The 26979-nt window shown below is 71.5% G+C and carries 23 protein-coding genes, 2 tRNA genes and 1 pseudogene; 21 read left to right on the plus strand and 5 right to left on the minus strand.

Translation table 11 applies throughout. The features are described from left to right. Positions 1-46 precede the first annotated feature (46 nt). From OO52_RS49990 to OO52_RS28505, 7 genes are all read left to right on the plus strand, one after another. Positions 47-211: a hypothetical protein gene (locus OO52_RS49990; protein ID WP_030653836.1), complete on the plus strand. Its 165-nt coding sequence runs from the start codon at positions 47-49 to the stop codon at positions 209-211. A 166-nt stretch (positions 212-377) separates the two neighbouring features. Beyond that, positions 378-542, plus strand: coding sequence for a hypothetical protein (locus OO52_RS51705; RefSeq protein WP_014672678.1), 165 nt, complete (start codon positions 378-380; stop codon positions 540-542). A gap of 56 nt (positions 543-598) precedes the next feature. Beyond that, positions 599-1285, plus strand: coding sequence for a nicotinate-nucleotide adenylyltransferase (gene nadD, locus OO52_RS28485; RefSeq protein WP_030653834.1), 687 nt, complete (start codon positions 599-601; stop codon positions 1283-1285). 16 nt (positions 1286-1301) lie between these two features. Beyond that, entirely contained in the window at positions 1302-3056 is a 1755-nt protein-coding gene (locus tag OO52_RS28490; RefSeq protein WP_030653832.1) for an LCP family protein, read from the plus strand. A gap of 124 nt (positions 3057-3180) precedes the next feature. Continuing rightward, positions 3181-3624 (plus strand): ribosome silencing factor, encoded by a 444-nt coding sequence (gene rsfS / locus OO52_RS28495; RefSeq protein WP_030653829.1) that lies wholly within the window; start codon positions 3181-3183, stop codon positions 3622-3624. Further along, positions 3624-4292, plus strand: a complete 669-nt coding sequence (locus OO52_RS28500; RefSeq protein ID WP_030653827.1) for a histidine phosphatase family protein — start codon at positions 3624-3626, stop codon at positions 4290-4292. Before rsfS ends, OO52_RS28500 begins: the two co-directional genes overlap by 1 nt. 92 nt (positions 4293-4384) lie before the next feature. Further along, positions 4385-4457: transfer RNA gene (locus OO52_RS28505), tRNA-Ala, on the plus strand. Positions 4458-4545: 88 nt separating this feature from the next. On the opposite strand, the gene OO52_RS28510 is transcribed toward OO52_RS28505, so the two are convergent. Continuing rightward, positions 4546-5442 carry a helix-turn-helix transcriptional regulator gene (locus OO52_RS28510; protein ID WP_051818852.1) on the minus strand — a complete coding sequence of 299 codons (897 nt, stop codon included), beginning with the start codon at positions 5440-5442 and terminating at the stop codon, positions 4546-4548. 287 nt (positions 5443-5729) lie between these two features. Here OO52_RS28510 and OO52_RS28515 point away from each other — a divergent pair, with 287 nt between their 5' ends. The 3 genes from OO52_RS28515 to OO52_RS28520 all read left to right on the plus strand — a co-directional run bounded on the left by OO52_RS28515 (position 5730) and on the right by OO52_RS28520 (position 7574). After that, positions 5730-7094 (plus strand): MFS transporter, encoded by a 1365-nt coding sequence (locus tag OO52_RS28515; protein ID WP_030653823.1) that lies wholly within the window; start codon positions 5730-5732, stop codon positions 7092-7094. Between the two features lie 69 nt (positions 7095-7163). After that, positions 7164-7337 carry a hypothetical protein gene (locus OO52_RS49995; RefSeq protein WP_014672673.1) on the plus strand — a complete coding sequence of 58 codons (174 nt, stop codon included), beginning with the start codon at positions 7164-7166 and terminating at the stop codon, positions 7335-7337. 3 nt (positions 7338-7340) lie between these two features. After that, on the plus strand, positions 7341-7574 hold the full coding sequence (locus OO52_RS28520) for a hypothetical protein (protein WP_030653820.1): 234 nt from the start codon (positions 7341-7343) through the stop codon (positions 7572-7574). Here OO52_RS28520 and OO52_RS28525 read toward each other — a convergent pair. Beyond that, positions 7564-8775 (minus strand): glycosyltransferase 87 family protein, encoded by a 1212-nt coding sequence (locus OO52_RS28525; protein ID WP_030938651.1) that lies wholly within the window; start codon positions 8773-8775, stop codon positions 7564-7566. The two genes, OO52_RS28520 and OO52_RS28525, sit on opposite strands and share 11 nt — an antisense overlap. A 115-nt stretch (positions 8776-8890) precedes the next feature. On the opposite strand from OO52_RS28525, the gene OO52_RS28530 reads away from it, so the two are divergent. Then, positions 8891-8963 (plus strand) — tRNA-Ala (locus OO52_RS28530). Between the two features lie 120 nt (positions 8964-9083). Here OO52_RS28530 and OO52_RS28535 read toward each other — a convergent pair. Beyond that, entirely contained in the window at positions 9084-10694 is a 1611-nt protein-coding gene (locus tag OO52_RS28535; protein ID WP_030653816.1) for an NADH-quinone oxidoreductase subunit NuoF family protein, read from the minus strand. Further along, positions 10691-11968: a cytochrome b/b6 domain-containing protein gene (locus OO52_RS28540; protein ID WP_199819984.1), complete on the minus strand. Its 1278-nt coding sequence runs from the start codon at positions 11966-11968 to the stop codon at positions 10691-10693. The genes OO52_RS28535 and OO52_RS28540 overlap by 4 nt, the downstream gene beginning before the upstream one ends. Before the next feature lie 417 nt (positions 11969-12385). Here OO52_RS28540 and leuS point away from each other — a divergent pair, with 417 nt between their 5' ends. The 9 genes and pseudogenes from leuS (at position 12386) to holA (ending at position 24094) form a co-directional block, all read left to right on the plus strand. Then, positions 12386-15265 carry a leucine--tRNA ligase gene (gene leuS / locus OO52_RS28545; protein WP_030653812.1) on the plus strand — a complete coding sequence of 960 codons (2880 nt, stop codon included), beginning with the start codon at positions 12386-12388 and terminating at the stop codon, positions 15263-15265. A gap of 137 nt (positions 15266-15402) precedes the next feature. Beyond that, complete coding sequence (locus tag OO52_RS28550; RefSeq protein ID WP_030653811.1) at positions 15403-16140, plus strand: hypothetical protein; 738 nt, start codon at positions 15403-15405, stop codon at positions 16138-16140. Between the two features lie 72 nt (positions 16141-16212). Further along, entirely contained in the window at positions 16213-17058 is an 846-nt protein-coding gene (locus OO52_RS28555) for a DegV family protein (protein ID WP_030653807.1), read from the plus strand. Between the two features lie 152 nt (positions 17059-17210). Further along, positions 17211-18440, plus strand: coding sequence for a ComEA family DNA-binding protein (locus OO52_RS47985; protein ID WP_030653804.1), 1230 nt, complete (start codon positions 17211-17213; stop codon positions 18438-18440). Next, positions 18437-21355 carry a ComEC/Rec2 family competence protein gene (locus tag OO52_RS28570; RefSeq protein WP_420711440.1) on the plus strand — a complete coding sequence of 973 codons (2919 nt, stop codon included), beginning with the start codon at positions 18437-18439 and terminating at the stop codon, positions 21353-21355. The genes OO52_RS47985 and OO52_RS28570 overlap by 4 nt, the downstream gene beginning before the upstream one ends. Before the next feature lie 167 nt (positions 21356-21522). After that, positions 21523-22347: an arylamine N-acetyltransferase family protein gene (locus OO52_RS28575; RefSeq protein WP_030653798.1), complete on the plus strand. Its 825-nt coding sequence runs from the start codon at positions 21523-21525 to the stop codon at positions 22345-22347. A 93-nt stretch (positions 22348-22440) separates the two neighbouring features. After that, a pseudogene (locus OO52_RS53060) lies at positions 22441-22584 on the plus strand (YceI family protein); the annotation flags it as partial. A 151-nt stretch (positions 22585-22735) separates the two neighbouring features. Beyond that, positions 22736-22981, plus strand: a complete 246-nt coding sequence (locus tag OO52_RS28580) for a hypothetical protein (protein WP_030653795.1) — start codon at positions 22736-22738, stop codon at positions 22979-22981. Between the two features lie 123 nt (positions 22982-23104). After that, positions 23105-24094 (plus strand): DNA polymerase III subunit delta, encoded by a 990-nt coding sequence (gene holA, locus OO52_RS28585; RefSeq protein WP_030653792.1) that lies wholly within the window; start codon positions 23105-23107, stop codon positions 24092-24094. A gap of 399 nt (positions 24095-24493) precedes the next feature. On the opposite strand, the gene rpsT is transcribed toward holA, so the two are convergent. Then, positions 24494-24760 (minus strand): 30S ribosomal protein S20, encoded by a 267-nt coding sequence (gene rpsT, locus OO52_RS28590; protein ID WP_004001350.1) that lies wholly within the window; start codon positions 24758-24760, stop codon positions 24494-24496. A 225-nt stretch (positions 24761-24985) separates the two neighbouring features. Between rpsT and lepA the strand changes: the two genes are divergently transcribed. Beyond that, positions 24986-26860, plus strand: a complete 1875-nt coding sequence (gene lepA / locus OO52_RS28595; RefSeq protein WP_030653789.1) for a translation elongation factor 4 — start codon at positions 24986-24988, stop codon at positions 26858-26860. The last annotated feature ends 119 nt before the right edge of the window (positions 26861-26979 follow it).

Here is a 26979-nt window from a genome sequence, read left to right on the forward strand (position 1 = left end):
GGCGGAGATACCGTGGACGGGCAGTACACCCGAAGGAGTCCCCGCCATGGAGCACCACCCCGCAGCCACCTGGCTGACCGAGGCCGCCGCGAGCGCCGTCCAGCAGCACGGGTCAGGAAACCTGCTCCGCGTCGTACTGATCGTGATGGTCCTCGGCTGTGTACTGACCGCATGGTTCCTGCTGCGCGGCTACAAGCGGAAGGACGACTGACGAGCGGCGAAGGTTCCCCGCGGCCGGGCGCCGGCCGTTCCCCGCGGCGCGCGAGCCACCGGTGCCCTCGGGCCCAACGGCGGAGTCGGCGTGATCGCCGCACGGTCGCCCGCTTACGATGAGCCGACATCTTTATTCCGCCCACACGCGATAGGTCCTGCCGAAGATGAGCTTCCACAGCGCAGCAGCCCAGTTGGTCACCCTTGCCGCCGAGGGCGAGCAGCACGGCGGAAACCACAACAGCCTGAACCCGGCCCTCACCGGCGGCGGCGCCCTGTTCATCCTGCTCCTGCTGCTGTGGATCACCACGCGCTTCAACCGCGACCGCTGAGCGGGGAACCCGTCCCCGGCCGGACGTCCGAGGCCGGGCCGGTAGGGTCTGCACGCATGGGAGAGCAGGACATGCCTACCGGTCCGGCGCACGAGACGGGCGACGACACGGTGAAGCACCCGCAGCACGGACCGGGCAACGGCCCCGCCCACACCGGCAAACGGCGCCTCGGCGTCATGGGCGGAACATTCGACCCGATCCACCACGGGCACCTCGTGGCGGCCAGCGAGGTCGCCGCGCAGTTCCACCTGGACGAGGTGGTGTTCGTCCCCACCGGCCAGCCGTGGCAGAAGTCCCACCGCAAGGTCTCCCCGGCCGAGGACCGCTACCTGATGACGGTCATCGCGACCGCCGAGAACCCGCAGTTCTCCGTCAGCCGCATCGACATCGACCGCGGCGGCCCCACCTACACCGTCGACACCCTGCGCGACCTGCGCGCCCTCAACCCCGACACCGACCTCTTCTTCATCACGGGCGCCGACGCCCTCGCTCAACTGCTGACCTGGCGAGACTCGGAGGAACTGTTCTCCCTCGCGCACTTCATCGGCGTCACCCGCCCCGGCCACAACCTGACCGACCCGGGCCTGCCGGAGGGCGGAGTCTCGCTCGTCGAGGTGCCCGCGCTGGCCATCTCGTCCACAGACTGCCGTGCGAGAGTCGCCAAGGGGGACCCCATCTGGTACATGGTGCCGGACGGAGTCGTGCGCTACATCGACAAGCGCGAGCTGTACCGCGGCGAGTGAGCCGAGAGGGGCACCGGTGAACGACCGATACGACGCGGGAGACGCAGGCTACGGCGCCGGCCCGTACGAAGTCGTCGGCTACGACGAGTACGGCCGGCCCGTGTACGGGCAGGTCCCGGCACAGCCGGCTCCACAGTCCCAGCAGGCGAGCTACGACCCGTACGCCCAGCAGCAGGGCTACGGCTACGACCCCTACGCCACCGGCCGGCAGCCGCAGGCGCCCTCCTACGGATCCGTCCAACAGCCGCACGCCTACGACCCCTACGGCACCCAGGCCCCGTACGACCCGTACGCCACCGGCACCCAGGACGCCACGGGCTACGACCCCTACGGGCAGGCGGCGAACAGCGGACAGCAGCCCCGGGGCGCCGAGCAGACCGCCTACATCCCGCAGCAGGCCGGCCCCGCGGAGAACACCCGCGTCCCGGACGACACCTGGATCCCGCAGGACACCCGGACGCCGGAGGAGACCGAGCCCCCGGCGGGGGAACAGGACTACCGCACCGAGCAGTTCGCCTTCGTCGAGGAGCCGGACGGCGACTCCGAGGACGTCATCGACTGGCTGAAGTTCACCGAGAACCGCACCGAGCGCCGCGAGGAGGCCCGCCGCCGCGCCCGCAGCCGGATCATCGCGCTTCTCGTCGTCCTCGCCCTCGTCGCGGTCGGCGGTGTCGGCTACCTCTGGTTCGCGGGGAAGCTGCCCGGCCTGTCCTCGTCCGACGGCAAGGCCGGCACCGCCACGCCGGTCACCGCCCAGAAACGCGACGTGATCGTCGTCCACCTGCACAACACCGGCAAGAGCGGCACCTCCACGGCGCTGCTGGTCGACAACACCACCACCAAGCAGGGCACCACGGTCCTGCTGCCCAACTCCCTCGCCCTGACCGACGACGACGGTTCCACCACGACCCTCGCCAAGTCCGTGGACGACGACGGCGCCTCCGGCACCCGCGACCAGCTCGACACGGTCCTCGGCACCAGCATCCAGGGGACCTGGCGCCTCGACACCCCCTACCTGCAGAACCTCGTCGAACTCGTCGGCAACATCGAGATCGACACCAACACCGACGTGCCCGACCCGGACACCAAGAAGAAGGGCACCGCGCCGCTCGTCCACAAGGGCCAGGGCCAGACCCTCAGCGGCAAGATGGCCGTCGCCTACGCCACCTACCGCGCCGCCGGCGAGTCCCAGAACGCCCAGCTCGAGCGGTTCGGCCAGGTCATGCAGGGCGTGCTGCGCAAGCTGTCCTCCGACCCGTCGTCCGCCACCACCACCGTGCAGACCCTCGCGCAGATCCTCGACCCGCCGCTCACCGACAAGGACCTCGGCAGCTTCCTCGCCAAGCTCGCCGACCTCGCCAAGAGCGGCGACTACAAGACCGCCCTGCTGCCCGTGCAGTCCGACGGCACCCTCACCGCGCAGACCAGCGACAGCGTGGTGAAGGACATCCTCGGCGGCACGGCCAAGAGCCCCGACGCAGGCTCCTCGGTCCGGGTCTCCGTCCAGAACGCCACCGGTGTGAAGGACGACACGGAGAAGGCGCGCGTCGTGCTCCTCAACGGCGGCTTCACCTTCCTGGAGGGCGGCACCGCCTCCGGCACCCGGTCCGCCTCGAAGGTGCTCTACGCGGACGCCGCAGACAAGGCGAACGCCACCGAGGTCGCCAAGACCCTCGGGCTGCCCGCGAGCTCCGTGACCAAGGGCAGCGTCTCCTCCGGAGCGGACGTCTCGGTGATCCTCGGCAGCGACTACGAGCCCTCCTCCTCCTGATTTCGAGCCGCCTCCGCACCAGCGCGGCCGGGGGGCACCCCACGTGATGCCGTAATCACGTGGGGTGCGCCGCGTGGTCCGTGAGACCCTTGATGACAAAAGACCGCCGACGGAAAGCCGTGTAGTGACCGCCACCGACCGTTCCCTTGAGCTCATCAACACCGCCGCCCAGGCGGCGGCCGACAAGCTCGCCCACGACGTCATCGCCTACGACGTGAGCGACGTGCTGTCGATCACGGACGCCTTCCTGCTGGCATCCGCGCCGAACGACCGCCAGGTCAAGGCCATCGTCGACGAGATCGAGGAGCGCCTCCTGAAGGACCTCGGGGCCAAGCCGGTCCGCCGCGAGGGCGACCGGGAGTCCCGCTGGATCCTGCTCGACTACGTCGACATCGTCGTCCACGTCCAGCACAGCGAGGAGCGGGTCTTCTACGCCCTGGAGCGGCTGTGGAAGGACTGCCCCGAGCTGGAGCTGCCCGCCGACGCCAAGGCCACCCGCGGCAAGGCGGAGGAGCACGCCAGGGCGCAGGCCGCCGAGGCCGACCAGGAACCGGACGGGGCGTGGTGATGAGCGCCACCGGCGAGGTGACCGACCGCAAGGGCCGGGGCCGCCGCATCATCCTGTGGCGGCACGGCCAGACCTCCTGGAACGTGGAGCGCCGCTTCCAGGGCACCACGGACGTCGAGCTGACCGAGACGGGGATCGGCCAGGCCCGCCGCGCCGCCCGGTTGCTCGCCTCCCTGCGGCCCGACGCGATCGTCTCGTCGGACCTGCAGCGGGCGGCGCACACGGCCGCCGAACTGGCCGCCCTCACCGGCCTCGAGGTCACCCGCGACGAGGGGCTGCGCGAGACCTACGCGGGCGTCTGGCAGGGGCTGACGCACGACGAGATCATCGCCCGCCACGGTGAGGAGTACGCCGCCTGGAAGCGCGGCGAGGCGGTCCGCCGCGGCGGCGGCGAACTGGAGACCGAGGTCGCCGACCGCGCCGCCCCCGTCGTGCTGCGGCACGCCGACAAGCTGCCCGAGGACGGCACGCTCGTCGTCGTCAGCCACGGCGGCACCATCCGCACGACCATCGGCCGGCTCCTCGGCCTGGATGCCCGGCACTGGGAGAGCCTCGGTGGGCTCTCCAACTGCTGCTGGTCCGTGCTCGGCGAGGGCGCCCGCGGCTGGCGCCTGCTGGAGCACAACGCGGGCACCCTCCCGGAGCCCGTCCTCGGCGACGACGACTGACCGTCCCGAGGTCCCCGACCCCGGATTTCACTTTCTGGCAGGTCACAGGCTAAAGTTCTTCTTGTTCGCCCCGCCGAGCGGGGGGAACGCGAGGGGCTATAGCTCAGTTGGTAGAGCGCCTGCATGGCATGCAGGAGGTCAGGAGTTCAATTCTCCTTAGCTCCACTGATCGACACTCTGTTGAGTTGTCAAAGATCGGTGATGAGGATCCCGCCCCCACAGGGGGCGGGATTTTCCGTGTTCACCCGAAGGTTCACCCGCGGACGCTCTGCTCGGCCTCCTCCTCGTGCGCCGGCGGCCACAGCCGCTCCCTTCGCTCCCGCAGCACCGCGATCTTCGCCCGCGTGTCCTCGTCCTCCGGCGTGTAGACCACGATCCGGCACTCGGGCATCCCGTCGATGGACAGCGACTGCGAGGTCATCCGCATCTCGCCCACGGCCGTGTGGCGGAACACCTTCACCCGGGGGCCAGGAGGCACCACCTCACCGCTCGCCCACAGCTCGGCGAACCAGGGGCTCGCCGCCGACAGCCCACGTATGTACTCCTCCCAGGCCGGCTCGCCCACGTGTCTGCCGTAGGACGACCGCAGGGTCGCCACCATCAGCGGCAGCTCCTTCTCCCGGTGCACCAGCGGACTGACCGCCTCCGGCAGCGTGAACAGCGTCCACAGCACGTTCGGCATGCCGGTCCCGAGGCTCTCCGGGACCAGGAACAGGTCCCGGTAGGCCGCGTTGGTGGCCAGGACGTCGTACCGCGCGTTGTAGACCGTCGCCAGCACCGGGTCGAGGGCGTCGATGATGCCCTGCACCTCCGGGCTGATCCGCCGGGTCAGTCCTTCGGAATCCGGCTGGAACGGCACCTCCGCGAGCCGGTACAGGTGCTCCCGCTCCGGCGGGTCCAGCCGCAGCGTCCGCGCGACCGCGTCCAGCACCTGCGGCGAGGCGTTGATCGGCCGGCCCTGCTCCAGCCACGTGTACCAGGTCACGCCCACGCCCGAGAGCTGGGCCACCTCCTCCCGGCGCAGCCCCGGTGTGCGCCGCCGCAGGCCCGGCGGCATCCCCACGTCGGCCGGTGTGACCCGGGCCCGCCTGCTGCGCAGGAAGGCGGCCAGTTCCGGCCTGCGTCGCCGCGTGCTCGTCCCCATCGTCATGCCCCCGTCGTCCCCGTCTCATCGTCGGCGCCCGGACCCGCCCTTGCCAGGTGCTGGCAGTACCAGCATCAGCGGGCACTCGGCACCGGTACCGACCCGTCGTCACGCTCGACGCCATGACGACGACATCCCGTACCGGCCCGGGCACCGGGCCCGTCCCGAACCCCGAGATCAGTGAACCATCCGCCACTGACAGTGACGGCCCGACCGTCGGCCGGGCCGCCTCACCCCTCACGGACAGTGAAGCACCCGCCACCGACAACCGACCCCGGCTGCTGCTCGGCGTGCTGCTCACCGCCCTGTTCATGGCGGCCCTCGACGTCTTCGTCGTGAACGTCGCGGCCCCCACGATCGGTTCCGAACTGCACGCCTCCGGCGCCGACCTGCAACTGGTCATCGCCGGCTACACCATCACCTACTCGGTGCTCCTGATCACCGGGGCCCGGCTCGGCGACCGGCTCGGCCACGGCCGGGTCCACTTCGCCGGACTGGCCCTGTTCACCGCGGCCTCGCTCGCCTGCGGACTGGCGCGGGGCTCGACCGAGCTGATCGTGTTCCGGCTCGTGCAGGGCGCGGGTTCCGCGCTGATGATCCCGCAGGTGCTCAGCCTCATCCAGCGCACCTTCACCGGGGAGGCCCGGGCGCGGGCGCTCGGCGCCTACTCGGCGGTCCTTGCCGTCGGCGCGGCGGCCGGACAGGTCGCCGGCGGACTGCTGGTCAGTGCCGACCTGTTCGGCACCGGCTGGCGGCCGGTTTTCCTGGTCAACGTGCCGGTGGGCGCCCTGCTGCTCATGCTGGGCCGACGGGTCCTGCCGCTGGGCCCGGCGGCCGGGCCGGAGCGCTCCCGCGCGCTCGATCTGCCCGGTCTGGTGCTGCTGGGCGCCGCCGTATCGCTGCTGACGGTGCCGCTGGTGCTCGGGCAGGAGGAGGACTGGCCGCTGTGGTCCTGGCTGTCGCTGGCCTCCGCCGCGGTGCTGTTCGCCCTGTTCCGCGGCTACGAGTCCCGGCTCGCCCGGCGCGGCGGCGCCCCGCTCATCACACCCCGGGTGCTGCGGCATCCCGGCATCGGCCCGGCCGTCTTCCGGATCCTCGCCGTGATGTCGGTCAACGCCGGTTTCCTGTTCGCGCTGACCCTGCACGTCCAGGGCGGCCTCGGCCACAGCGCCCTGCGGGCCGGACTGGGTTTCGTGCCGACCGCGGCCGTCTTCGGCGCCGTGAGCCTCACCTGGCGGAAGTGGCCGGCCGCCTGGCAGCGGGCCCTCGTGCCGACCGGGTTCGCGCTCACCGCGGTGTCCGTCGCCGTCGTCGGGCTCGCCTTCCACGGCGGCGGTGACGGGGGAGCGGCCCTGTACGCGGGGTACGCGGGCACGGGTGCCGGGCTGGCGCTCGCCTTCAGCCCGACGCTCACCGGGGCCCTGGCCACCGTGCGGCCCGAGGACGCGGCGGACGCCAGCGGCCTGCTGGCGACGGTCGCGCAACTCGGTCAGCTGATCGGCGTTGCGGCTTTCGGCACACTGTTCCTGAACCGGCTTGAGTCGTTCGGGGCGCTGCGCTCGTATCCCTCCGCGGAGGCGTTCTCGGTGTGCGCCTGGGCGCTGGCCGGAACGGCCGCGGCGGGAGCCGTGTCCGGACTGGTACTGAGGCGTCGCTGACCGTATCGGTCCGGTCGTGGCAGAATCAAACGGCCGGAAGGGGGCGCGTCCCGACGGGAGGGAGTAGCGATGCCTGCGAGCATCCTTGAGGAGGTCGGCCACCTCCTCGGTGCGGCGTTGATACGGGACACCACCACCCGGCTGAGCTGCCCTTCCTGCGGTTCCGCGCATGTGGCGCAGGTCCTCGGCGACAACGGCGGAATCTCCTACGTGTGCACGGCCTGCGGCCACAGCTGGAGCTGATCGATGGGTGCACACAGGCGAAAGTGCGACTGGTGCGGGAGCGGTACCCCGATCGTCCGTGACATGGAGCCGATCAATCCCGATTACCAGTACTGGTGCGAGGAATGCGCGCGGGCGCTGATCATAAAAGGCGACCCGATCGAGACATACCGGGAACTGGAGGGCGAGCCGATCTACGGCCGCCTCCTGGAGGAGCACTGCACGCTCAAGAGGTTCTACCAGTTCGTCACGGCTTGACGCGGACCCCGCCCGGCCCGGCCTTCGGCAACGATGTCCGGGCCAGTGCGAGGAAGACGGCGCCGACGCCCCCGTAGACGGCCGACAGCGTCAACTCCGCGCCCGACTGGTGCAGTTCCGGCCGCCCGGTCCCGTGCGGCACCCACCAGGGGGCGTACGAGCAGAACGCCAGCAGGGTGCCCAGGGCCGCCGCCCGGTGCCCGCGTGTCCACAGCAGCAGCACCAGCGGCACGCACCACACCCAGTGGTGGGTCCAGGAGACCGGGCTGACCAGCAGGGCGGTGACCGCGCAGACGCAGACCGCCCAGGCCCGCTGCCCCCGCAACTCCGCCCGGACGGCCACGGCGAGGCCCAGGACGGCCACCACGGCCACGCAGGCCATCCAGACGGCTCCCGGCTCGGGCGTGTGCAGAAGGCGGGCCAGGACGCCGCGCAGGGCTTGATTGGCGGTGTCCTCGGCATGACCGACCCGGCTCGCGCGGAACAGCATCCCCGTCCAGAACCGCCAGGAGTCGTACGGCAGGACGGCCGCCGCCAGCAGGGTCGCCCCGGCGAACGCGACGGCCGCCCCGCGTGCGTGCCGCAGCCACGGCTCCCCGTGACCGCCCCTCAGGCGGGCGACCAGGCCCGTGGCGAGCAGGAACACCGGGAACAGCGCGGGCGTCAGCTTGACCGCCGCGGCCAGCCCGAGGCCCACCCCCGTCCAGCGGTCGTACCCGCCGACGGGGCGGCGGGTCAGGTCCCACAGCACCAGGACGGCCAGCAACAGGTTGATCTGGCCGTAGCGCACGGTCGTCCACACCGGCTCGCACCACACAGCCGGGGCCGCCACCCACCAGGCGGTCTCCACGCGCGCGTGTCCGACGAGTTTCAGCGACAGCCGGACGAAGACCACCAGGAGCGCGAGGTTCCCGGCCGTCGCCAGCGTCCGCAGGAGCGCGGTGTCCAGCAGGGGCAGCGGCGTGAACAGCAGCGCCGCGAACGGCGGGTACGTCGTGGGCAGGTGCGCGGCCGTCGCGCGCAGCGCGTACAGGTCGCCGCCGGCGCGCACGGTGGCGCCCTCCGCGCGGTAGACCATCAGATCGATCATGGACACGTGCGCGGCTCGCTGGGCGGCCCAGAACACCGCGAAGGACACCAGGCACACGCCCAGTGCGACCGGGACCCTGCGGTGGGCTGAGGGCGACGCGATCACGGCCATGAAAACCGACATTAGCGGGCGTATCGGTGCGAGGCCGAAACCGATTTTGTGCTGCGCTCTCCGCCCTGTAATGTTTACGTCGTCGCCGGGGGAACCGGGCGGAACAACAGAACAAGGGGCTATAGCTCAGTTGGTAGAGCGCCTGCATGGCATGCAGGAGGTCAGGAGTTCAATTCTCCTTAGCTCCACAGAAATAGAAGGCGGACCATCCCGGCGGATGGTCCGCCTTCGTCGTGTTGCGCCACGGCGCGGTCGGACGAGGGGGGGCGGGCCACCCCCGTACGGGTGACCCGCCCCCTCGCGTGTGCTCAGCGGCCGAGCGCGCGCCGGCCGCGGCCCTGGGAGAGGACCGGCAGGTTGCGCGACGGCGCCTGCCCGCGCGTGTCCTCCTCGATGCGCAGGGCCAGCGCCGGGCAGCGGCGCACCGCGCGCAGCGCCTTGGCCTCCGCGTAGCGCGGCACCTGCGCCTGGGCCACCGTCGGGAAGCCGTCGGCACCGAGCTCGAACACCTCCGGGAGGATGTCCGCGCACAGCCCGTGGCCCCGGCAGAGCGTCCAGTCGACGTAGATCTTCTGGCGGCTGGCGCCGGTCTCCGCGGGCTCTCCGCCGCCCGGCACCCCGGTAGGGGCCCTGCCCCCCTCGAAGAGCGGCAGGACGCCCTCCACGGGCCGTCCGCAGCCGTTCCCGAGGACGTGCGCGGCCAGGTCGTCGGTGAACGCCTTGATGGTCGACTCCAGGAACATCGCCGAGCCGTCCGGGTGCGAACACGCCCCGCGCCGCTTCACGTTCTTCGCGACCTGCTTCAGCGCCTCCAGGGCGGCCGGTCCGCCGCCGTTCAGGATGTCCTCCATCCCGCGCGCGGCGGCGGGCAGCCCCAGGTAGCAGGGCCCGCACTGGCCGGCGCTCTCCTCGGCCAGCCACTGCGCGACCCGCAGCGACTCGCCGAGCGGGCAGGTGTCCTGGCCGATCGGCAGGATCGCGCCCGCGCCCAGCGAACCGCCCACCGCGTCCAGCGAGTTGCGCGAGACGATCGCCTCGTTGACGGTCGCCGCGTCGATCCACTTGCCGTGGTAGCCGCCGGTCAGCACGCCCTGCGGCACCGGCGGGGCGCCGGCCAGCTGCAGCACGTAGCGCAGCGGCACGCCCGTGGGGACCTCGATCACCATCGGGCGGGCGACCGCGCCGGACACCGTGAGCATGACCGTGCCCGGTTCGTCGTACAGACCGGTGTTGCCGTAGCGCTCCGGGCCGATGCGGGCGGCGATGGCGAGCTGCGCGAACGTCTCCGCGTTCGACAGCAGCGTGGGCGCTCCGCCGACGCCGCTCTTGGAGGCGCTGATCTTGCGGCCGGGCGGCACTGCCGGGCCGCCGTCGATGGAGCGGATCAGGGAGGCGGCGGCGCCGGTGACCATGCGCACCGGATTGCGCTGCACCCACGCGCGCAGCGCCGATCTACGGCTGTTGCTCAGCCCGCGTTCGGCGAGCGCGGCCTCCATGGAGCGCTGCGTGGACTCCCGGGTGACGCCGATGACGAGCGTGCGTGCGCCGAGCGCCTCGGCGCACAGCAGCGCGCCGTCGAGGATGAGGTGCGGGGCACGGTTGATCAGCACCGTGTCCTTGCGGCAGGCCGGTTCGTCCTCGCTGCCGTTGACCACGACGACCGGCCGCACCCCGCGCTTGATCGCCGACTCGGCGACCGAGCGCAGCTTCTTGTGGAAGGGGAAGCCGGCGCCGCCGCGGCCCCTGAGGTTGATGCGTTCGGCGAGCTGGGCGAGCTGTTCGCCGCCCAGCGGATCGAGCGGCCCGTGCACCTTCAGGTGCATGGGCAGGTCGAGTCGCTCCACAAGGTCGAAGCCCGACGTGAGCTGGGGAAGCCCGACCACGCGGACTTCGGGGACGTCGGGCAGGGCCTCGTTCACTTAAAGCCTCCGGAAGGCGTGTTCCAAGGTTCGCCCGAACCCGGTGTCTCGTAGGACGAGCCGGGCAGCGTTTCGGTGGCGGGACCGCTGTTGAACGTGTCACCCGGGTTGTACGTGCCGTAGAGGCCGTTTGTCTCACCGGTGTCGTACACGTCACTTCCGCCGTATCCCGGCGTGCCCGGATTGTCGTAGACCGGGATGGTGTATCCGGTGTCCTGGAGCGGGTCGTACGCGGACGGCGGGGCCTCGCCGACCGGCGGCGGGGACGGGATCGGCCAGCTTCCCGAGGTGCTGGAGAGGCCGTCCACGCGCGGGACGGCCTCCGTGGGCCGCAGATCCATCGGCACGTCCATGCGGGCGGTCTGGTCGGCGAAGGGCTGCTGGGGGCGGCCCGGCGTGGAGACCGCGCGGTAGGCCGCCGCGAAGCCGGTGGGGTCGGCGGCGGGGGCGGCCGGGGTCTGGTACAGCGGGGACGCCGCCGTGTCGGCGGACGCCATGCGCGGCTCGCGCCGGCTCTCGAAGCCGGGCAGCGCCGACTCCGCCACCCGCGAGCGGCTCGCGTCCAGCTCGTCGAGCCCGGGCCGCTCCGAGCTGCCGAACAGGGCCACCAGCTGGTCGGCGACCTTGCGCTTGACCGGGCGCGGCGCGGCGCGCAGCGCGAGGGCGCCCATCACGCCGAGCAGGGACAGGCTGTAGAGGATCACGAAGACCGGCTTGGCCGAGCGACCCGCGTAGAGGCCGTGGATCAGCGCCGCGCACCAGGCCGGGTAGGCCAGCATGTGCATGGCCCGCCAGCGGGCGGCGACCGGGGCCGGGGTGGCGAAATTGCTGCGCAGGGCGCCGGTGATGCCCACGAAGATCATCAGCAGGCCCGCGAGCGAGCCCAGTCCGATCAGGCCGGCGATTCCGGTGACGCCGAGCGAGAACGGAATGATCGCGGCGATCAGCTTCGTGTGGCCGAGCGCGATCTTCGTGGTGATGTGCAGCAACAGGAACGCGATCGAGGCGACCGCGGTCGTCCGGTGCACCGCCTGTCCGATGATCCGCTGCCGTGTGTTGAGGAAGATCCTGTCCTGGGCGAACAGGCCCCAGATCACCGAGCAGCTCAGCGAGACGAGGGACAGCACGCCCGCGCCGAAGTTCAGGAACTCGCGGAACTGGCTGCCTCCGACCAGCACGATCACGGGTATGAGCAGCAGGACGACAGCGGACGCCACCCCATAGGCCGAGCGGCCCGGTTTGGGGAGCGAGCTGGTACTACGACGAGGGTTCATGGGGGCAACTCCGAGCAGTTTCGGGAAAGCGGTCCCGCTGCCGCACTCTAAGTGGCGCCATACCGATCAGTACGGGGTTTGAGTTATTGCGTTGTTATCAACGGACCATGCGACTGGGAGAGGTGTCCCTTAGGGGACGTTACGCGAAGTAATCATTGACCTTCGTTCAGTTCCGGTGGGCTTCGTGACATGTCCACCAGGGATACGGAAGCGCCTCGCGGCTTGCTCAAGGGCTGCGGTACCCTAACGCCATGCGTGCCGTACGCCTTCTGCTTAGCGGGCCGCGCTGATCAGTACCGACCCCGGTCCACCCGTGAGGTCGGCATCGGCGCGGCGTCCCCTCCTGTGCGAGGGGTTTTTTCGTTTCTTTGGATGTCACAGCCGCAGGCAGAGACGATCGATGGAGCTTTGAGGATCATGAGCGAGACGAACCCCGCTGCCAGCGCCGCGTCGGCGGAGACCGCGCCGCACCGCTACACGGCCGCCATGGCAGCCGAGATCGAGGCACGCTGGCAGGACTTCTGGGACGCCGACGGCACCTACGCGGCGGCGAACCCCACGGGCGACCTGGCGGGCGACCCCGAGCTGGTCGCCAAGCCCAAGAAGTTCATCATGGACATGTTCCCGTACCCCTCGGGCGCGGGCCTGCACGTCGGCCACCCGCTGGGCTACATCGCCACCGACGTCTATGCCCGGTTCCAGCGCATGACCGGCCACAACGTCCTGCACACCCTGGGCTTCGACGCCTTCGGCCTGCCCGCCGAGCAGCACGCCGTCACGACCGGCGAGCACCCGCGGATCACCACCGAGGCCGCCATCAACAACATGAAGTCCCAGCTGCGCCGGCTGGGCCTGGGCCACGACAAGCGCCGGTCGTTCGCCACGATCGACCCGGACTACTACAAGTGGACCCAGTGGATCTTCCTGCAGATCTTCAACTCCTGGTACGACGACGAGGCGCGGAAGGCCCGCCCGATCTCCGAGCTGATCGCCCAGTTCGAGTCCGGTGAGCGCGCGATTCCGGGCTCCACGCGCGCGTGGAACGACCTGACCGCCACCGAGCGAGCCGACATCCTGGGCGAGTACCGCCTGGCCTACGCCTCCGACGCGCCGGTCAACTGGTGCCCGGGCCTGGGCACCGTGCTGGCCAACGAGGAGGTCACCGCCGACGGCCGCTCCGAGCGCGGCAACTACCCGGTCTTCAAGGCCAAGCTGCGCCAGTGGAACATGCGCATCACCGCCTACGCCGACCGGCTGCTGGAGGACCTGGAGGAGCTGGACTGGCCCGAGGCCATCAAGCTGCAGCAGCGCAACTGGATCGGCCGCAGCGAGGGCGCCCGCGTCGACTTCCCGATCGACGGCGAGCGCATCACGGTCTTCACCACCCGCCCGGACACCCTGTTCGGCGCGACCTACATGGTGCTGGCGCCCGAGCACCCGCTGGTCGAGAAGTTCACCCCCGAGGCGTGGCCCGAGGGCACGCACGAGGTGTGGACCGGCGGCCACGCCACCCCGGCCGAGGCCGTCGCCGCCTACCGCGCGCAGGCCGCCTCGAAGTCCGACGTCGAGCGGCAGGCCGAGGCCAAGGACAAGACCGGCGTCTTCACCGGCGCGTTCGCGACGAACCCGGTCAACGGCGAGCAGGTCCCGGTCTTCATCGCCGACTACGTCCTGATGGGCTACGGCACCGGCGCGATCATGGCCGTCCCCGCGCACGACAGCCGCGACTTCGCCTTCGCGCGCGCCTTCGAGCTGCCGATCCGCTGCGTGGTCGAGCCGACCGACGGCCGCGGCACCGACCCGTCGGCCTGGGACGACGCCTTCGTCTCCTACGACGCGAAGATCGTCAACTCCGACAGCGGCGACGTGCGGCTGAACGGCCTGGGCGTGGTCGAGGCCAAGGCGCGCATCACCGAATGGCTGGAACGCGAGGGCATCGGCGAGGGCACCGTCAACTTCCGGCTGCGCGACTGGCTGTTCAGCCGCCAGCGCTACTGGGGCGAGCCCTTCCCGATCGTCTACGACGAGGACGGCGTCGCCCACGCGCTGCCCGAGTCGATGCTGCCCCTGGAGCTGCCCGAGATCGAGGACTACAGCCCGCGCACCTTCGACCCGGACGACGCCGACACCAAGCCCGAGACGCCGCTGTCGCGCAACGAGGAATGGGTCAACGTCACCCTGGACCTGGGCGACGGCCCCAAGAAGTACCGCCGCGAGACCAACACCATGCCCAACTGGGCCGGTTCCTGCTGGTACGAGTTCCGCTACCTGGACCCGCACAACGACCAGAAGCTGGTCGACCCGGAGATCGAGCGGTACTGGATGGGCCCGCGCGAGGGCCGGCCGCACGGCGGTGTCGACCTGTACGTCGGCGGCGCCGAGCACGCCGTGCTGCACCTGCTGTACGCGCGCTTCTGGTCCAAGGTCCTGTACGACCTGGGGCACGTCTCCTCGGCGGAGCCGTTCCACAAGCTGTTCAACCAGGGCATGATCCAGGCGTACGTCTACCGTGACAGCCGTGGCATCGCGGTGCCGGCCGCCGAGGTGGAGGAGCGCGACGGCGCCTACTACTACCAGGGCGAGAAGGTCAGCCGCCTGCTGGGCAAGATGGGCAAGTCCCTGAAGAACGCGGTGACTCCGGACGAGATCGCCGCCGAGTACGGCGCCGACACGCTGCGCCTGTACGAGATGGCCATGGGCCCGCTGGACGTCTCCCGTCCGTGGGACACGCGCGCGGTGGTCGGCCAGTTCCGGCTGCTGCAGCGGCTGTGGCGCAACATCGTCGACGAGAACACCGGCGAGGTCACCGTCACCGACGCCGAGCCCGACGAGGAGACCCTGCGCGCCCTGCACAAGGCGATCGACGGCGTGCGCCAGGACCTGGAGGGCCTGCGCTTCAACACCGCCATCGCCAAGGTCACCGAGCTGAACAACCACCTGACCAAGGCCGGCGTCGCGGTGCCTCGGTCCGTGGCCGAGCCGCTGGTGCTGATGGTCGCCCCGCTGGCCCCGCACATCGCCGAGGAGCTGTGGCGCAGGCTGGGCCACACCGACTCGGTCGTCCACCAGGACTTCCCGGTCGCCGACCCGGCCTATGTCGTGGACGAGACCGTGACCTGCGTCGTGCAGATCAAGGGCAAGGTCAAGGCCCGGCTGGAGGTGCCGCCCACCATCTCCGAGGACGAGCTGGAGAAGGTGGCACTGGCCGACGAGAAGGTCGTCGCGGCGCTGGACGGCGCGGGCATCCGCAAGGTGATCGTGCGGGCGCCGAAGCTGGTCAACATCGTCCCGGCGTAGCAACCGGAGGCTTTTCACCGGCTCGGGGTAGTCCCCTACGGGCAGGTTCGGGGTTCTTCCGGAACTCCGGGCCTGCCCGCTGCGTTTACCGTGGAGAGCAAGCGGCTTGTGCCGTACCGGTTCGGAGGAGGAGCGTCATGGAAGTCGTGTTGACCGTGTTCGCCCTGCTCTTCCTGCTGTTCGTCGCCCTGGGCGCGTACGCCACGGTCAAGGCGGTCGGCGCCGCGAAGCGCGGTGTGGACCGGACCATCGCGCAGGCCCGCCGCACGGTCGAGGACCACACCCTGCGCGCCAAGTCCTTCGCCCAGATCGGACCGGCCGGCGAGATCGCCCAGCTACGGCTCGCGCTGCGCACCTCCATGCGCGCCACACAGGACGCGCTGCACGCGGGCGTGGCCGAGGACGAGTCCCTGAAGGAGTCCCTCGGCCTCTTCGAACGGCTCAACGCGCACGGACACGAGCTGGACGCCGACCTCAAGCGCCTGGAGTCCGAGCCCGACCGGGCCACGCTCACCGCGCGCCTGCCCGAACTGCGCAGCCGCACCGAGCGGATCACCAAGTCCGCGGACTCCCTGCGCTGGGCCGTCCGCGACCGCGCCCACCGCTTCGCCGGGGACGATCTGGGCACCCTCAGCGCGCAGATCGACATCGAAGCGGACGCCCTGCGCCACTGGACGCGCACCGAGCCCGGCCAGGCGCCCCCGCCGTGGCCCGGCGCGCCCGCCCCGGCCGAGGGCCGGGCCACGGAACAGACCTGGCCCAAGGCGCCCGGGGCCCCCGCCGCCGAGGAGCCCGCTCCCGAGGCGATCGCCCCGCCGTCATGGCGCCCCACCACACCGTGGCAGAAGAAGCGCCGCCCCGAGAGCACCACATGAGCGAGCCGCACCCGGGCCGCGGGACAGGGGCCGGGCTGCCGAGTGAGCACTACGCCAGGTAACCTCCAGCTCATGTCCCGCCATGTCGCGATCGTCACCGATTCAACGGCCTACCTGCCGCCCCGGGCGATGGAGCGTCACGGCATCACCGCGGTCCCGCTGACCGTGGTTCTCGGCGCCCGGGCCCTCGAAGAGGGCACCGAGATCTCGACCCGCTCCCTGGCCCAGGCACTGCAGAAGCGGCGCTCGGTCACCACCTCCCGCCCCAGCCCCCAGATGTTCGCGGAGACCTACCGCAAGGTCGCCGAGTCCGGCGCGTGCGGCATCGTCTCCCTGCACCTGTCCGCCGAACTGTCCGGCACCTACGACGCGGCGGTCCTCGCGGCGCGGGAGGCACCGGTGCCCGTGCGGGTGGTGGACACCGGAATGGTCGCGATGGCGCTCGGCTTCTGCGCGCTCGCCGCGGCCCAGGCCGCGGAAGCGGGCGGCACGGTGGACGAAGCCGTCACGGCCGCCGAGAAGCGCGCCGACGGCACGTCCGCCTTCTTCTACGTCGACACCCTCGACTATCTGCGCCGCGGCGGCCGTATCGGCGCCGCGCAGGCACTGCTGGGCTCCGCGCTCGCCGTCAAACCCCTGCTTCAACTGGACGGCGGCCGTATCGACCTGCTGGAAAAGGTCCGTACGGCGTCCAGGGCGATCGCGCGCCTGGAGGAGCTGGCCGCCGAGCGGGCGGGCGGTGCCGAGGTCGACATCGCCGTCCACCATCTCGCCGCCCCCGACCGTGCCGCCGCGCTCGCCGACCGGCTGCGGGCGCGCGTCCCGGGCCTGGCCGACCTGCATGTCAGCGAGGTCGGAGCGGTGATCGGGGCGCACACCGGGCCCGGGCTGCTGGGCGCGGTCGTCTCGCCTCGCTGACAACGGCGATCGGGGGTACGGACAGTTTCCGTTGCTGCCGGGGGCGGGTCGGTTTCACTCGTGTGAGTGGCGGAGTTTTCCACAACCGGGCGGTCTTCCACGGGAATTCACCAAGATCATCCTGATGGTGCGGAATACCCCATCCTCGTCGCATGGCACTTCGATCTCGTTCCCGCACAGCAACCGCGACCAGCGGCCCCGGCCGTGGCCCTGCCTCCGACGGCCGACTCAGGCGGCGCCGCTCCTCCGGCCATCGGCGCTCCTCAGACCATCGTCGCTCCACCGGCCATCGCCACGCCGGCCGTCACCCGTCCGCACCGGCGGAGGAACTGCGCCGCCGGGCGGAACTCCTCTTCGGCGAACGGGCCGTGCAGTGGCGGGAGTCGGGGAACGCGCCGCCGATCCCGGACGGCTCCGGGGGCACACCGACGGCAACGGTGACGGGCCTCGCACCCGGCCTGAGTTCGCGTTCGTGGCCCAGGCGTACGACGACAGCGGCCACGTCGGCGTCGGGCGGGATCCGGGAGGGGGTGGCGACGACTGGGGCCGCGGTTGAACCGGGCGGTGCGGTGCGGTTGTCGGAGCCGGAGCCGGAGCCGGAGCAGGAGCAGGAACAGGAGCTGGAGTCGGGATCGGAGTCGGCTTTGGCTTCGGCTTCGGAGGAGTCCGGTGCGCCGGGCTGGCGGGAGCGGGCCGGGATGGCGCTGCGCGAGCGGATGCCGGTGTGGCTCCAGACCCGGTACGGAGTGGAGCGGCGGGGAGTCGTGGCGCTCGCCGTGGTGCTCGTGGCCGCCGCCGTCTTCGCCGTGCAGCACTTCTGGGCGGGTCGGCCCCAGGAGGTGAGCGCCCCCCAGGTGGTGCGTGACCAGGCCCCCTTCGGCAAGAAGGGCGAGGGAGCGACCGCCGCACCGGCCGTGGGTACGTCGGCGACACCCGGCGCGGAGATCGTCGTGGACATCAGCGGCAAGGTCCGGAAACCGGGGATCCGGCGGCTGCCGGCCGGTGCCCGGGTGGCCGACGCGCTGCGGGCGGCGGGCGGGGTCCGGCCGGGCGTGAGCACGGAAGGACTGAACCGCGCCCGCTTCCTGGTCGACGGCGAACAGGTCGTCGTAGGCACCCCTGCGGGTGCCGCCGCTCAGCCCGCCCCGGCAGCCGGGTCGCTCACCGGATCCACCGGCACGGGCCCGCCGGCGCCGGTCTCCCTGAACACGGCCACGGCGGAGCAGCTCGACACCCTGCCCGGAGTCGGCCCGGTACTGGCCCAGCACATCATCGACTACCGCACCCAGCACGGCGGTTTCCGCTCGGTGGACGAACTGCGGGAGGTGAACGGCATCGGCGACCGCCGATTCACCGATCTGCGCGACCTGGTACGGCCATGAGCCGCGTGCTCGACGAGACCGGTCCGCGCTCCGAGCCCGAGCGGGATGGCACCGCGCGCACCGACCGGAGCGGTCCCATGGACCTGCGCCTGGTGCCGCCCGCACTCGCGGCCTGGGCCACGGCGGCCCTGACCGTGGACGCTCCGGCGGCTTGGATCGCAGCGACCGCCGTCGTCTCGCTCGTCGGCGGGGTGCTCCTGCTGTCGGTGCGGCGGCCGGGACGGGCGGGCGGGGGCGAGCGGACCGGTGCGGGTCCGCTGGCCGATGACGCGGTTGGTGCCGGGCGGACGGCGTCGACAGGGACGGCGGTGACGGGGAGGGCGTCGGCAGGAACGGCGGTGACGGGGAGGGCGTCAGCAGGGACGGCGGTGACGGGGAGGGTGTCGACAGGAACGGCGGTGACGGGGAGGGCGTCGGCAGGAACGGCGCTGACACGGAAGGCGCTGACGGGGCAGAGCCGATGGGAGCAGTGGGCCCGGCGGGTGCGCGAGCGGTTCGGATGGGCTCGTGCCGCCGTCGCCGCGGTGTTGCTCTGCGTCGCCGCGGCGGCCGCCTCCGCCGGGCTGCACGGGGCCGACGTGCGGCGCGGGCCGGTGCCCGAGCTGGCCCGGCGGTTCGCGACCGTGACCGCCGAGGTCGAGGTGAGCGGCGATCCCTGGCTGAGCAGGCCACACGTGCGCGGGGATCACGCGGCACCCGCGGCGGTGCTGGCCCGGGCCGAGGTGCGGAGCGTCGAGGAGGCCGACGGGAGACGGGTGCGGACGCGGACGCCCGTGCTGTTGATCGTCGACCCGGACGTCCCGGCACCGGAGGAGAGTGCCGCGGGAAACCGGAGTTCCGGGCCGCCACCGGACCGCGCCGAGCAGAGCAAACCGGCTGGGCGAGCCGCCTGGCTCGGGCTGCTGCCGTCCACCCGGCTGTGGGTGACCGGGCGACTGGCGCCTGAGTCGACGGGAGGTGACCGGATCGCGGCCGTACTGCGGGTGCGCGGCCGACCGGAGCCACGCGTCGTGGCGGGGCCCAGCGGGCCGCAACGTTTGGCGGGGCGGCTCCGAGTCGGCCTGCGGGACGCGACCGAAGACCTGCCGGGAGACGCGCGGGCGCTGCTTCCCGGGTTGGTCGTCGGGGACACCGCGCGGATCACGCCCGAGCTGGACCACGCCTTCGAGGAGACGGACCTGGCGCACACGCTCGCCGTCTCCGGCAGCAACCTCACCGTCCTGCTCGCGTTGCTCATCGGACCGCCCGGGCTGGCTCAACGGGCCGAGCGTCGTGGTCTGGCGCCGCGCCTGGGGCTCTCCCTGCGGGCGACGGCCCTGCTCGCGGGAGCGCTGACGCTGGGCTTCGTGGTCGTCTGCCGGCCCGACCCCAGCGTTCTGCGGGCCGCCGCCTGCGGCGCGGTCGCGCTGCTCGCCCTGGCCACCGGGCGCCGTCGATCACTGGTGCCGGCGTTGGCCACGGCCGTCCTGCTGCTGGTGCTGTACGACCCGTGGCTGGCTCGCAGTTACGGCTTCCTGCTGTCCGTGCTGGCCACCGGTGCGCTGCTGGTGCTGGCGCCGGGCTGGAGCGAGGCGTTGCGGCGGCGCGGGGTGCGCCCGCGGCTCGCCGAGGCACTGGCGGCGGCCGCTGCCGCGCAGGCCGTGTGCGCGCCGGTCGTGGCGGTGCTGGCGGCCCGGGTGAGCCTGGTGGCGGTGCCGTGCAACCTGCTGGCCGAGGTGGCGGTGGCACCCGCCACGGTCCTGGGGTTCGCTGCGCTCGCGGCGGCGCCGGTGGCGATGCCGTTGGCCAAAGCGTTGGCGTGGTGCGCGAGTTGGCCGGCGCGATGGATCGCGGGTGTCGCCCGGACCGGGGCGGCGATGCCGGGCGCGGGTGTGGACTGGCCCGGGAGCTGGCCGGGCGCGCTGGCGCTGGCGGTGGTCACCGTGGCCGTCGTCCTGGCCGGCCGGAGACTGCTGCGGCACCCGGGGTGGTGCGGGCTGCTCGCATTGCTGCTCGTACTGCTGGTCACACGGCCGGCGCCGCTGACCCGGTTGATCACCGGCTGGCCACCACCGGGCTGGCGGTTCGCGATGTGCGATGTCGGGCAGGGGGACGCGACCGTGCTGGCGGCGGGCGAGGGCGCCGGAGTGGTGGTGGACGCCGGACCGGATCCAGCACTGGTCGACGACTGCCTGCGGCGGCTGGGCATCACTCGCGTCCCTCTCCTCGTCCTCACCCACTTCCACGCCGACCATGTGGCGGGCCTGCCCGGTGTCCTGCGGGGCCGCTCGGTGGCCGCGATCGAGACCACGGCGTTCGCGGAACCCGCGGAGCAGGCGGAGTTCGTCCGAAGAGAGGCGGCCGAACGGCACATCCCTGTCACGACGGCCGTCGCGGGAGAGGAACGGCGCACTGGACCGCTCACCTGGCGGGTCCTGTGGCCGCCGCCGACACCACCATCGCCGTCATCGTCCTCGCAACCGACACCGCCACCCTCACCGCAGAGCCCACGCGTGCCCCCGGTGTGGCAGGGCGCGGGTGCCGGGTGGGAGCCGGAGGGGCCCAACGACGCCAGCGTCGCGCTACTCGTGCGCACGGGCGGATTGCGGTTGCTGTTGCTCGGAGATCTCGAACCCCCCGCCCAGCAGGCCCTGGTGCGGTCCCCGGCAGCGGCTGATCTGGCCGGAGTGGACGTCCTGAAGGTGGCCCATCACGGCTCGGCCTATCAGGAGCCGGAGTTGTTGCGCCTCGCGGCACCCCGGGTGGCGCTGGTGTCCGCCGGCGCCGACAACCCCTATGGCCACCCGGCCCCGGCGACCATGGCCGCGCTGCGGGCCGGCGGCGCGGCGGTCCTGCGAACCGACCGGGACGGGGCGCTCGCGGTCACCGGGACCGGAGGGAGGAACGGGCGGATGGGGGTGGCGAGGGAGGACTGAGGATGCGTAAGGCGCGGGGGAGGGAGGGGGGGAGGGGGCGAGAGAGCGACGGGGAACGACCCGGGAACGACCGGGGAGCACGCGAGAAGGCCGGTCCAGAGAGGGAGGAGAAAGGCCGGCCCGGCGAGGACGGCGAGGACGGGACGAGGCTGGAGCAGACTGGGCCCATGACCTCGGTACAGATCGACGCCTATCTCCGCCGGCTCGGCATCGCGCGCCCACCGCGGCCCACCAGCGAGACGCTGCGCGAGTTGCACCTGCGCCATCTGCGGACCATTCCCTTCGAGAACCTGTCGGTCCACCTCGGAGAGGAGATCACCCTGGAGGAGAAGCGGCTGCTGGACAAGGTGACCGAGGCCAGGCGCGGCGGCTTCTGCTACGAACTGAACGGCGCGTTCGGGGCGTTGCTCGCCGCCCTCGGTTACGAGGTGGAGTTGCTCGCGGGACGCGTGTACGGGGACGAGGGGCGGCTCGGGATCCCGTACGACCACCTCGCGCTGCGGGTGCGGACGGCGGACGGGGACACCTGGCTCGCCGACGTCGGGTTCGGGGCGCACAGTCACGGTCCGCTGGCCTATGCCGCACGCGGGGAGCAGGACGACCCCGGTGGCAGGTTCCGGGTGGTGGAGGCGGGGCCGGACCCGGCCGGAGTGCCTGGTGGTGCCGCGCCGGGCACCGGGGACCTGGACGTCGTGCGGGACGGCAAGCCGCAGTACCGGCTGGAGACCCGCCCCCGGGCGCTCGGGGACTTCGCGGCCGGCGCCTGGTGGCACAGCACGTCGCCGCGGTCGCACTTCACCCGGTCGCTGGTCTGCTCGCTGCTCACGGAGGGCGGAGGGAGGATCACGCTCAGCGGGCGCAGGCTGAAGACGACCACCGTGGACGGCAGGCACGAGACGCGGGAGCTGGAGACGGACGAGGAGGTGCTGACGGTCTACCGAGAGCGCTTCGGCATCGAGTTGAGCTGTGTACCGGCTGTGCGCAACCCCTGACTGAACGGCTGATTCGACTCAGTCCCGGCGGATGTCACCGATGCGGCTTTCGAGGCGACACGGGCCCATAGGAAGGGAATCCAACGCACGCCGGACGTGCGGCGGTTCCCGACGCTGGAGTTTCACGGCGACCGGTTCCTGCACAAGGGCGGCAGCCGGTGGGCGGTCACGGGGGCGCTGTCGCCGCACGGCGTGACCCGCACGGTCACGCTCGACACCGAGTACCGGGGCAGAGGTGCTGACGGGCGGAGCGCGCTGCCGAAGCGTCGTCGTACGCCTCGCTCCCCGAGACGTGACCTGTTTCCCGAGACGTGACCTGTCCCTTCGCCTCCCTTCCCCGAGACTGACGTGCCCCTTCTCCTCGCCCCCGGTGCCGGAGAATGGCCCCGTGAGTGATGTGAGACATGTGCTGGTGCTGCCCGATCGCGACGCAGCAGAGGAGGCGGCCGAGGCGCTCGGGAAGCGGTTCGGGTTCGACGAGGAACCCCGGCTGGTCCGGGACGCGCTGGCCGGCGAGGACGACGCCGAGGACGCCCAGTGGCTGGTGGTGCTGCGGGACGAGGACGAGCGGCTAGACCCCGCCGAGCTGGACGCGTTCGCGGGGGAGTGGGACGGCTGGCGCGAGGAGCCGTGACCCCTGGCCCGGCGCGGTGCTCGCGCCGGGGCCGGTCCCCGAGCCGCACTCAGGGCCCGCTCCGGGTCCGGTCAGGGTGCCGGGAGCGCTTCGTTGTCAGTGCCGCGTGGGATGCTGTAAGCGATGGCCAGGAAGACTGCGAATGACGACCCTCTCGCCCCGGTGACCCTCGCCGTGGGCCAGGAGGACCTCCTGCTCGACCGTGCCGTGCAGGAGGTGGTGGCCGCCGCCAAGGCCGCCGACGCCGACACGGACGTACGTGACCTGACCCCGGACCAGCTGCAGCCCGGCACGCTCGCCGAGCTGACCAGCCCGTCGCTCTTCGCCGAGCGCAAGGTCGTGGTCGTACGCAACGCGCAGGACCTGTCCGCCGACACGGTCAAGGACGTGAAGGCGTACCTCGGTTCGCCCGCCGAGGAGATCACGCTGGTGCTGCTGCACGCCGGCGGCGCCAAGGGCAAAGGGCTGCTGGACGCCGCGCGCAAGGCGGGAGCGCGGGAGGTGGCCTGCCCGAAGATGACCAAGCCGGCGGACCGGCTGGCCTTCGTGCGGGGGGAGTTCCGTTCGTTCGGGCGGTCGGCCACACCCGAGGCGTGCCAGACGCTCTGCGACGCCATCGGGAGCGATCTGCGGGAGCTGGCCTCGGCGGTCTCGCAATTGGTCGCCGACGTGGAAGGGACGATCGACGAGGCGGTCGTCAGGCGGTACTACACGGGGCGTGCCGAGGCGTCCAGCTTCACGGTCGCCGACCGGGCCGTGGAGGGCCGCACGGCGGAGGCGCTGGAGGCGCTCAGATGGTCGCTGGCGACGGGCGTGGCGCCGGTGATGATCACCAGTGCGCTGGCGCAGGGCGTGCGGGCGATCGGGAAGCTGTCCTCGGCCCGGGGCGGACGGCCGGCCGATCTGGCGCGTGAGCTGGGCATGCCGCCGTGGAAGATCGACCGGGTCCGGCAGCAGATGCGGGGCTGGACGCCGGACGGTGTGGCGGTGGCCCTCAGGGCGGTCGCCGAGGCGGACGCCGGTGTGAAGGGAGGCGGGGACGATCCCGAGTACGCGCTGGAGAAGGCGGTCGTGACGATCGCCCGGGCCGCCCGCTCCCGCGGACGCGGTTAGACGCCGCCGGGTCTCGGCCCCGGAAGAGGGGTATGGAGGAGGCCCGGGCCTCAGGAGCTTCGCTCGCACCCTCCGAAGCCGGGACCCCTCCGGAGCCGGGACCCAGGGGCTTGGCCGCGCCCTACTGGGGCCGGCGTCAGGCGAAGGCCGTCCCGGAGGCCTGCCAAACCCCTAGCCCCAGCCGTGGGAAGCGCAACCACCCCTTGGACCCGCACCGCAACCAAAAACCCCGGTCCCCGCCCTGGGGAAGGGCGAGGGGACCGGGGTCCTCGGATTCAAGCTGGTGAGCCCGTTCCCGCGTGGCGAACGCAGGCCGCGAACAGGCTCGGGGGTGCCGGACGGGAGCGGATGAGAGAGGGCCCGCTCTGGGTCCTTCCGGCGATCAGATCAGAAAGGAGTTCAGCCCTTGAGGGACGCGACCTTGGAAGCAAGCGCCGACTTCTTGTTGGCGGCCTGGTTCTTGTGGATGACGCCCTTCGAGACGGCCTTGTCGAGCGCACGCGCGGCAGCGCGCTGCAGCTCAGTGGCCTTCTCGACGTCACCCGCGGCAGCGGCCTCACGGGCCTTGCGGATCGCGGTCTTCAGGGAGGACTTGACGGCCTTGTTGCGCAGCCGAGCCTTCTCGTTGGTCTTGATCCGCTTGATCTGGGACTTGATGTTCGCCACGAAGGAGCCTTTTCAGGTTCAGGAGCGGGACCGCGTGGGTCCCGTACCGGTGATCCAAAATTACCTGTCGTGCCTCGCGCTGAGAGGGCATGAGGCACAGCCATCTACAGTACCAGTGGCCCTCCGGACGGCCCAAAACGGCCCCCGGTCCCTCCGCGTGGGACCATGGAGACTACGTAACGATCCGACCCGAGGCATAAGGCGCCTCAAGAGACAGGACCCTGCGTGCCCGCGACCCCTAACCATGTGCCCGAGCCGAGCCGTACCGCCCCGGCTCTGATCCGCAATTTCTGCATCATCGCGCACATCGACCACGGCAAGTCCACGCTCGCCGACCGGATGCTCCAGTTGACCGGTGTGGTCGAGCAGCGGCAGATGCGTGCTCAGTACCTCGACCGGATGGACATCGAGCGCGAGCGCGGCATCACGATCAAGTCCCAGGCGGTGCGTCTGCCCTGGGCCCCGACCGAGGGCCCCGACCAGGGCACGACCCACATCCTCAACATGATCGACACCCCGGGGCACGTCGACTTCACCTACGAGGTCTCGCGGTCGCTCGCCGCCTGCGAGGGGACCATCCTCCTCGTCGACGCCGCCCAGGGCATCGAGGCGCAGACCCTCGCCAACCTCTACCTGGCGATGGAGAACGACCTCACGATCATCCCGGTGCTGAACAAGATCGACCTGCCGGCCGCCCAGCCGGAGAAGTTCGCCGAGGAGCTGGCGAACCTGGTCGGCTGCGACCCGGAGGACGTGCTCAAGGTCTCCGCGAAGACCGGGCTCGGCGTGGACGCGCTGCTGAACAAGGTCGTCAAGGAGATCCCGGCGCCGGTCGGGGTCGCCGACGCCCCCGCCCGCGCGATGATCTTCGACTCGGTCTACGACTCCTACCGGGGTGTCGTGACGTACGTCCGTGTCATCGACGGCCAGCTCAACAAGCGCGAGCGCATCAAGATGATGTCGACCGGCGCCACGCACGAGCTGCTGGAGATCGGCGTCAGCTCGCCCGAGATGCTGCCGGCGGACGGCCTCGGCGTGGGTGAGGTGGGATACCTCATCACCGGTGTGAAGGACGTTAGGCAGTCCAAGGTCGGTGACACCGTCACCAGCCAGCAGAAGGGCGCGACCGAGGCGCTCGGCGGTTACAAGGACCCGAAGCCGATGGTCTTCTCGGGTCTGTACCCGCTGGACGGCTCCGACTACCCGGAGCTGCGCGAGGCCCTGGACAAGCTTCAGCTCAACGACGCCGCGCTGGTCTACGAGCCGGAGACCTCCGCCGCCCTCGGCTTCGGTTTCCGCGTCGGCTTCCTCGGCCTGCTGCACCTGGACGTGATCCGGGAGCGCCTGGAGCGCGAGTTCGGCCTCGACCTGATCGCCACCGCCCCCAACGTGGTCTACCGCGTGGTCATGGAGGACGGCAGCGAGCACACGGTCACCAACCCGAGCGAGTTCCCCGAGGGCAAGATCAACGAGGTCTTCGAGCCGGTCGTACGCGCCACCATCCTCGCGCCCACCGAGTTCATCGGCTCGATCATGGAGCTGTGCCAGACCCGGCGCGGCACCCTGCTCGGCATGGACTACCTCTCCGAGGACCGGGTCGAGATCCGCTACACGCTGCCGCTCGCGGAGATCGTGTTCGACTTCTTCGACCAGCTGAAGTCCAAGACCCGCGGTTACGCCTCGCTGGACTACGAGCCCACCGGCGAGCAGACGTCGAGCCTGGTCAAGGTCGACATCCTGCTGCACGGCGACAAGGTGGACGCGTTCTCCGCGATCACCCACAAGGACCAGGCGTACGCGTACGGCGTGCGGCTCGTCGCCAAGCTCAAGGAGCTGATCCCGCGGCAGGCCTTCGAGGTGCCGGTGCAGGCCGCCATCGGCTCCCGGGTGATCGCCCGCGAGACCATCCGCGCCATCCGCAAGGACGTCCTCGCCAAGTGCTACGGCGGTGACATCTCCCGTAAGCGGAAGCTGCTGGAGAAGCAGAAGGAAGGCAAGAAGCGGATGAAGATGGTGGGTTCCGTGGAGGTTCCGCAGGAAGCCTTCATCGCCGTGCTGTCCAGCGATGACGCTGCGGGATCGGCCAAGGGCAAGAAGTAACCAGAGGTAACAACTGGTGATGCCCGTAAACCGGGCATGTGGGGGCCCGTCGTGCGAAAGTGCGGCGGGCCCCTACGCGTGCGTAACGTCGCTCTGAGTGGAAAGTGACAGGCCGAGGC

The sequence above is a fragment of the Streptomyces flaveolus genome (assembly GCF_000716535.1).
Taxonomy (GTDB): Bacteria; Actinomycetota; Actinomycetes; order Streptomycetales; family Streptomycetaceae; genus Streptomyces; species Streptomyces flaveolus_A.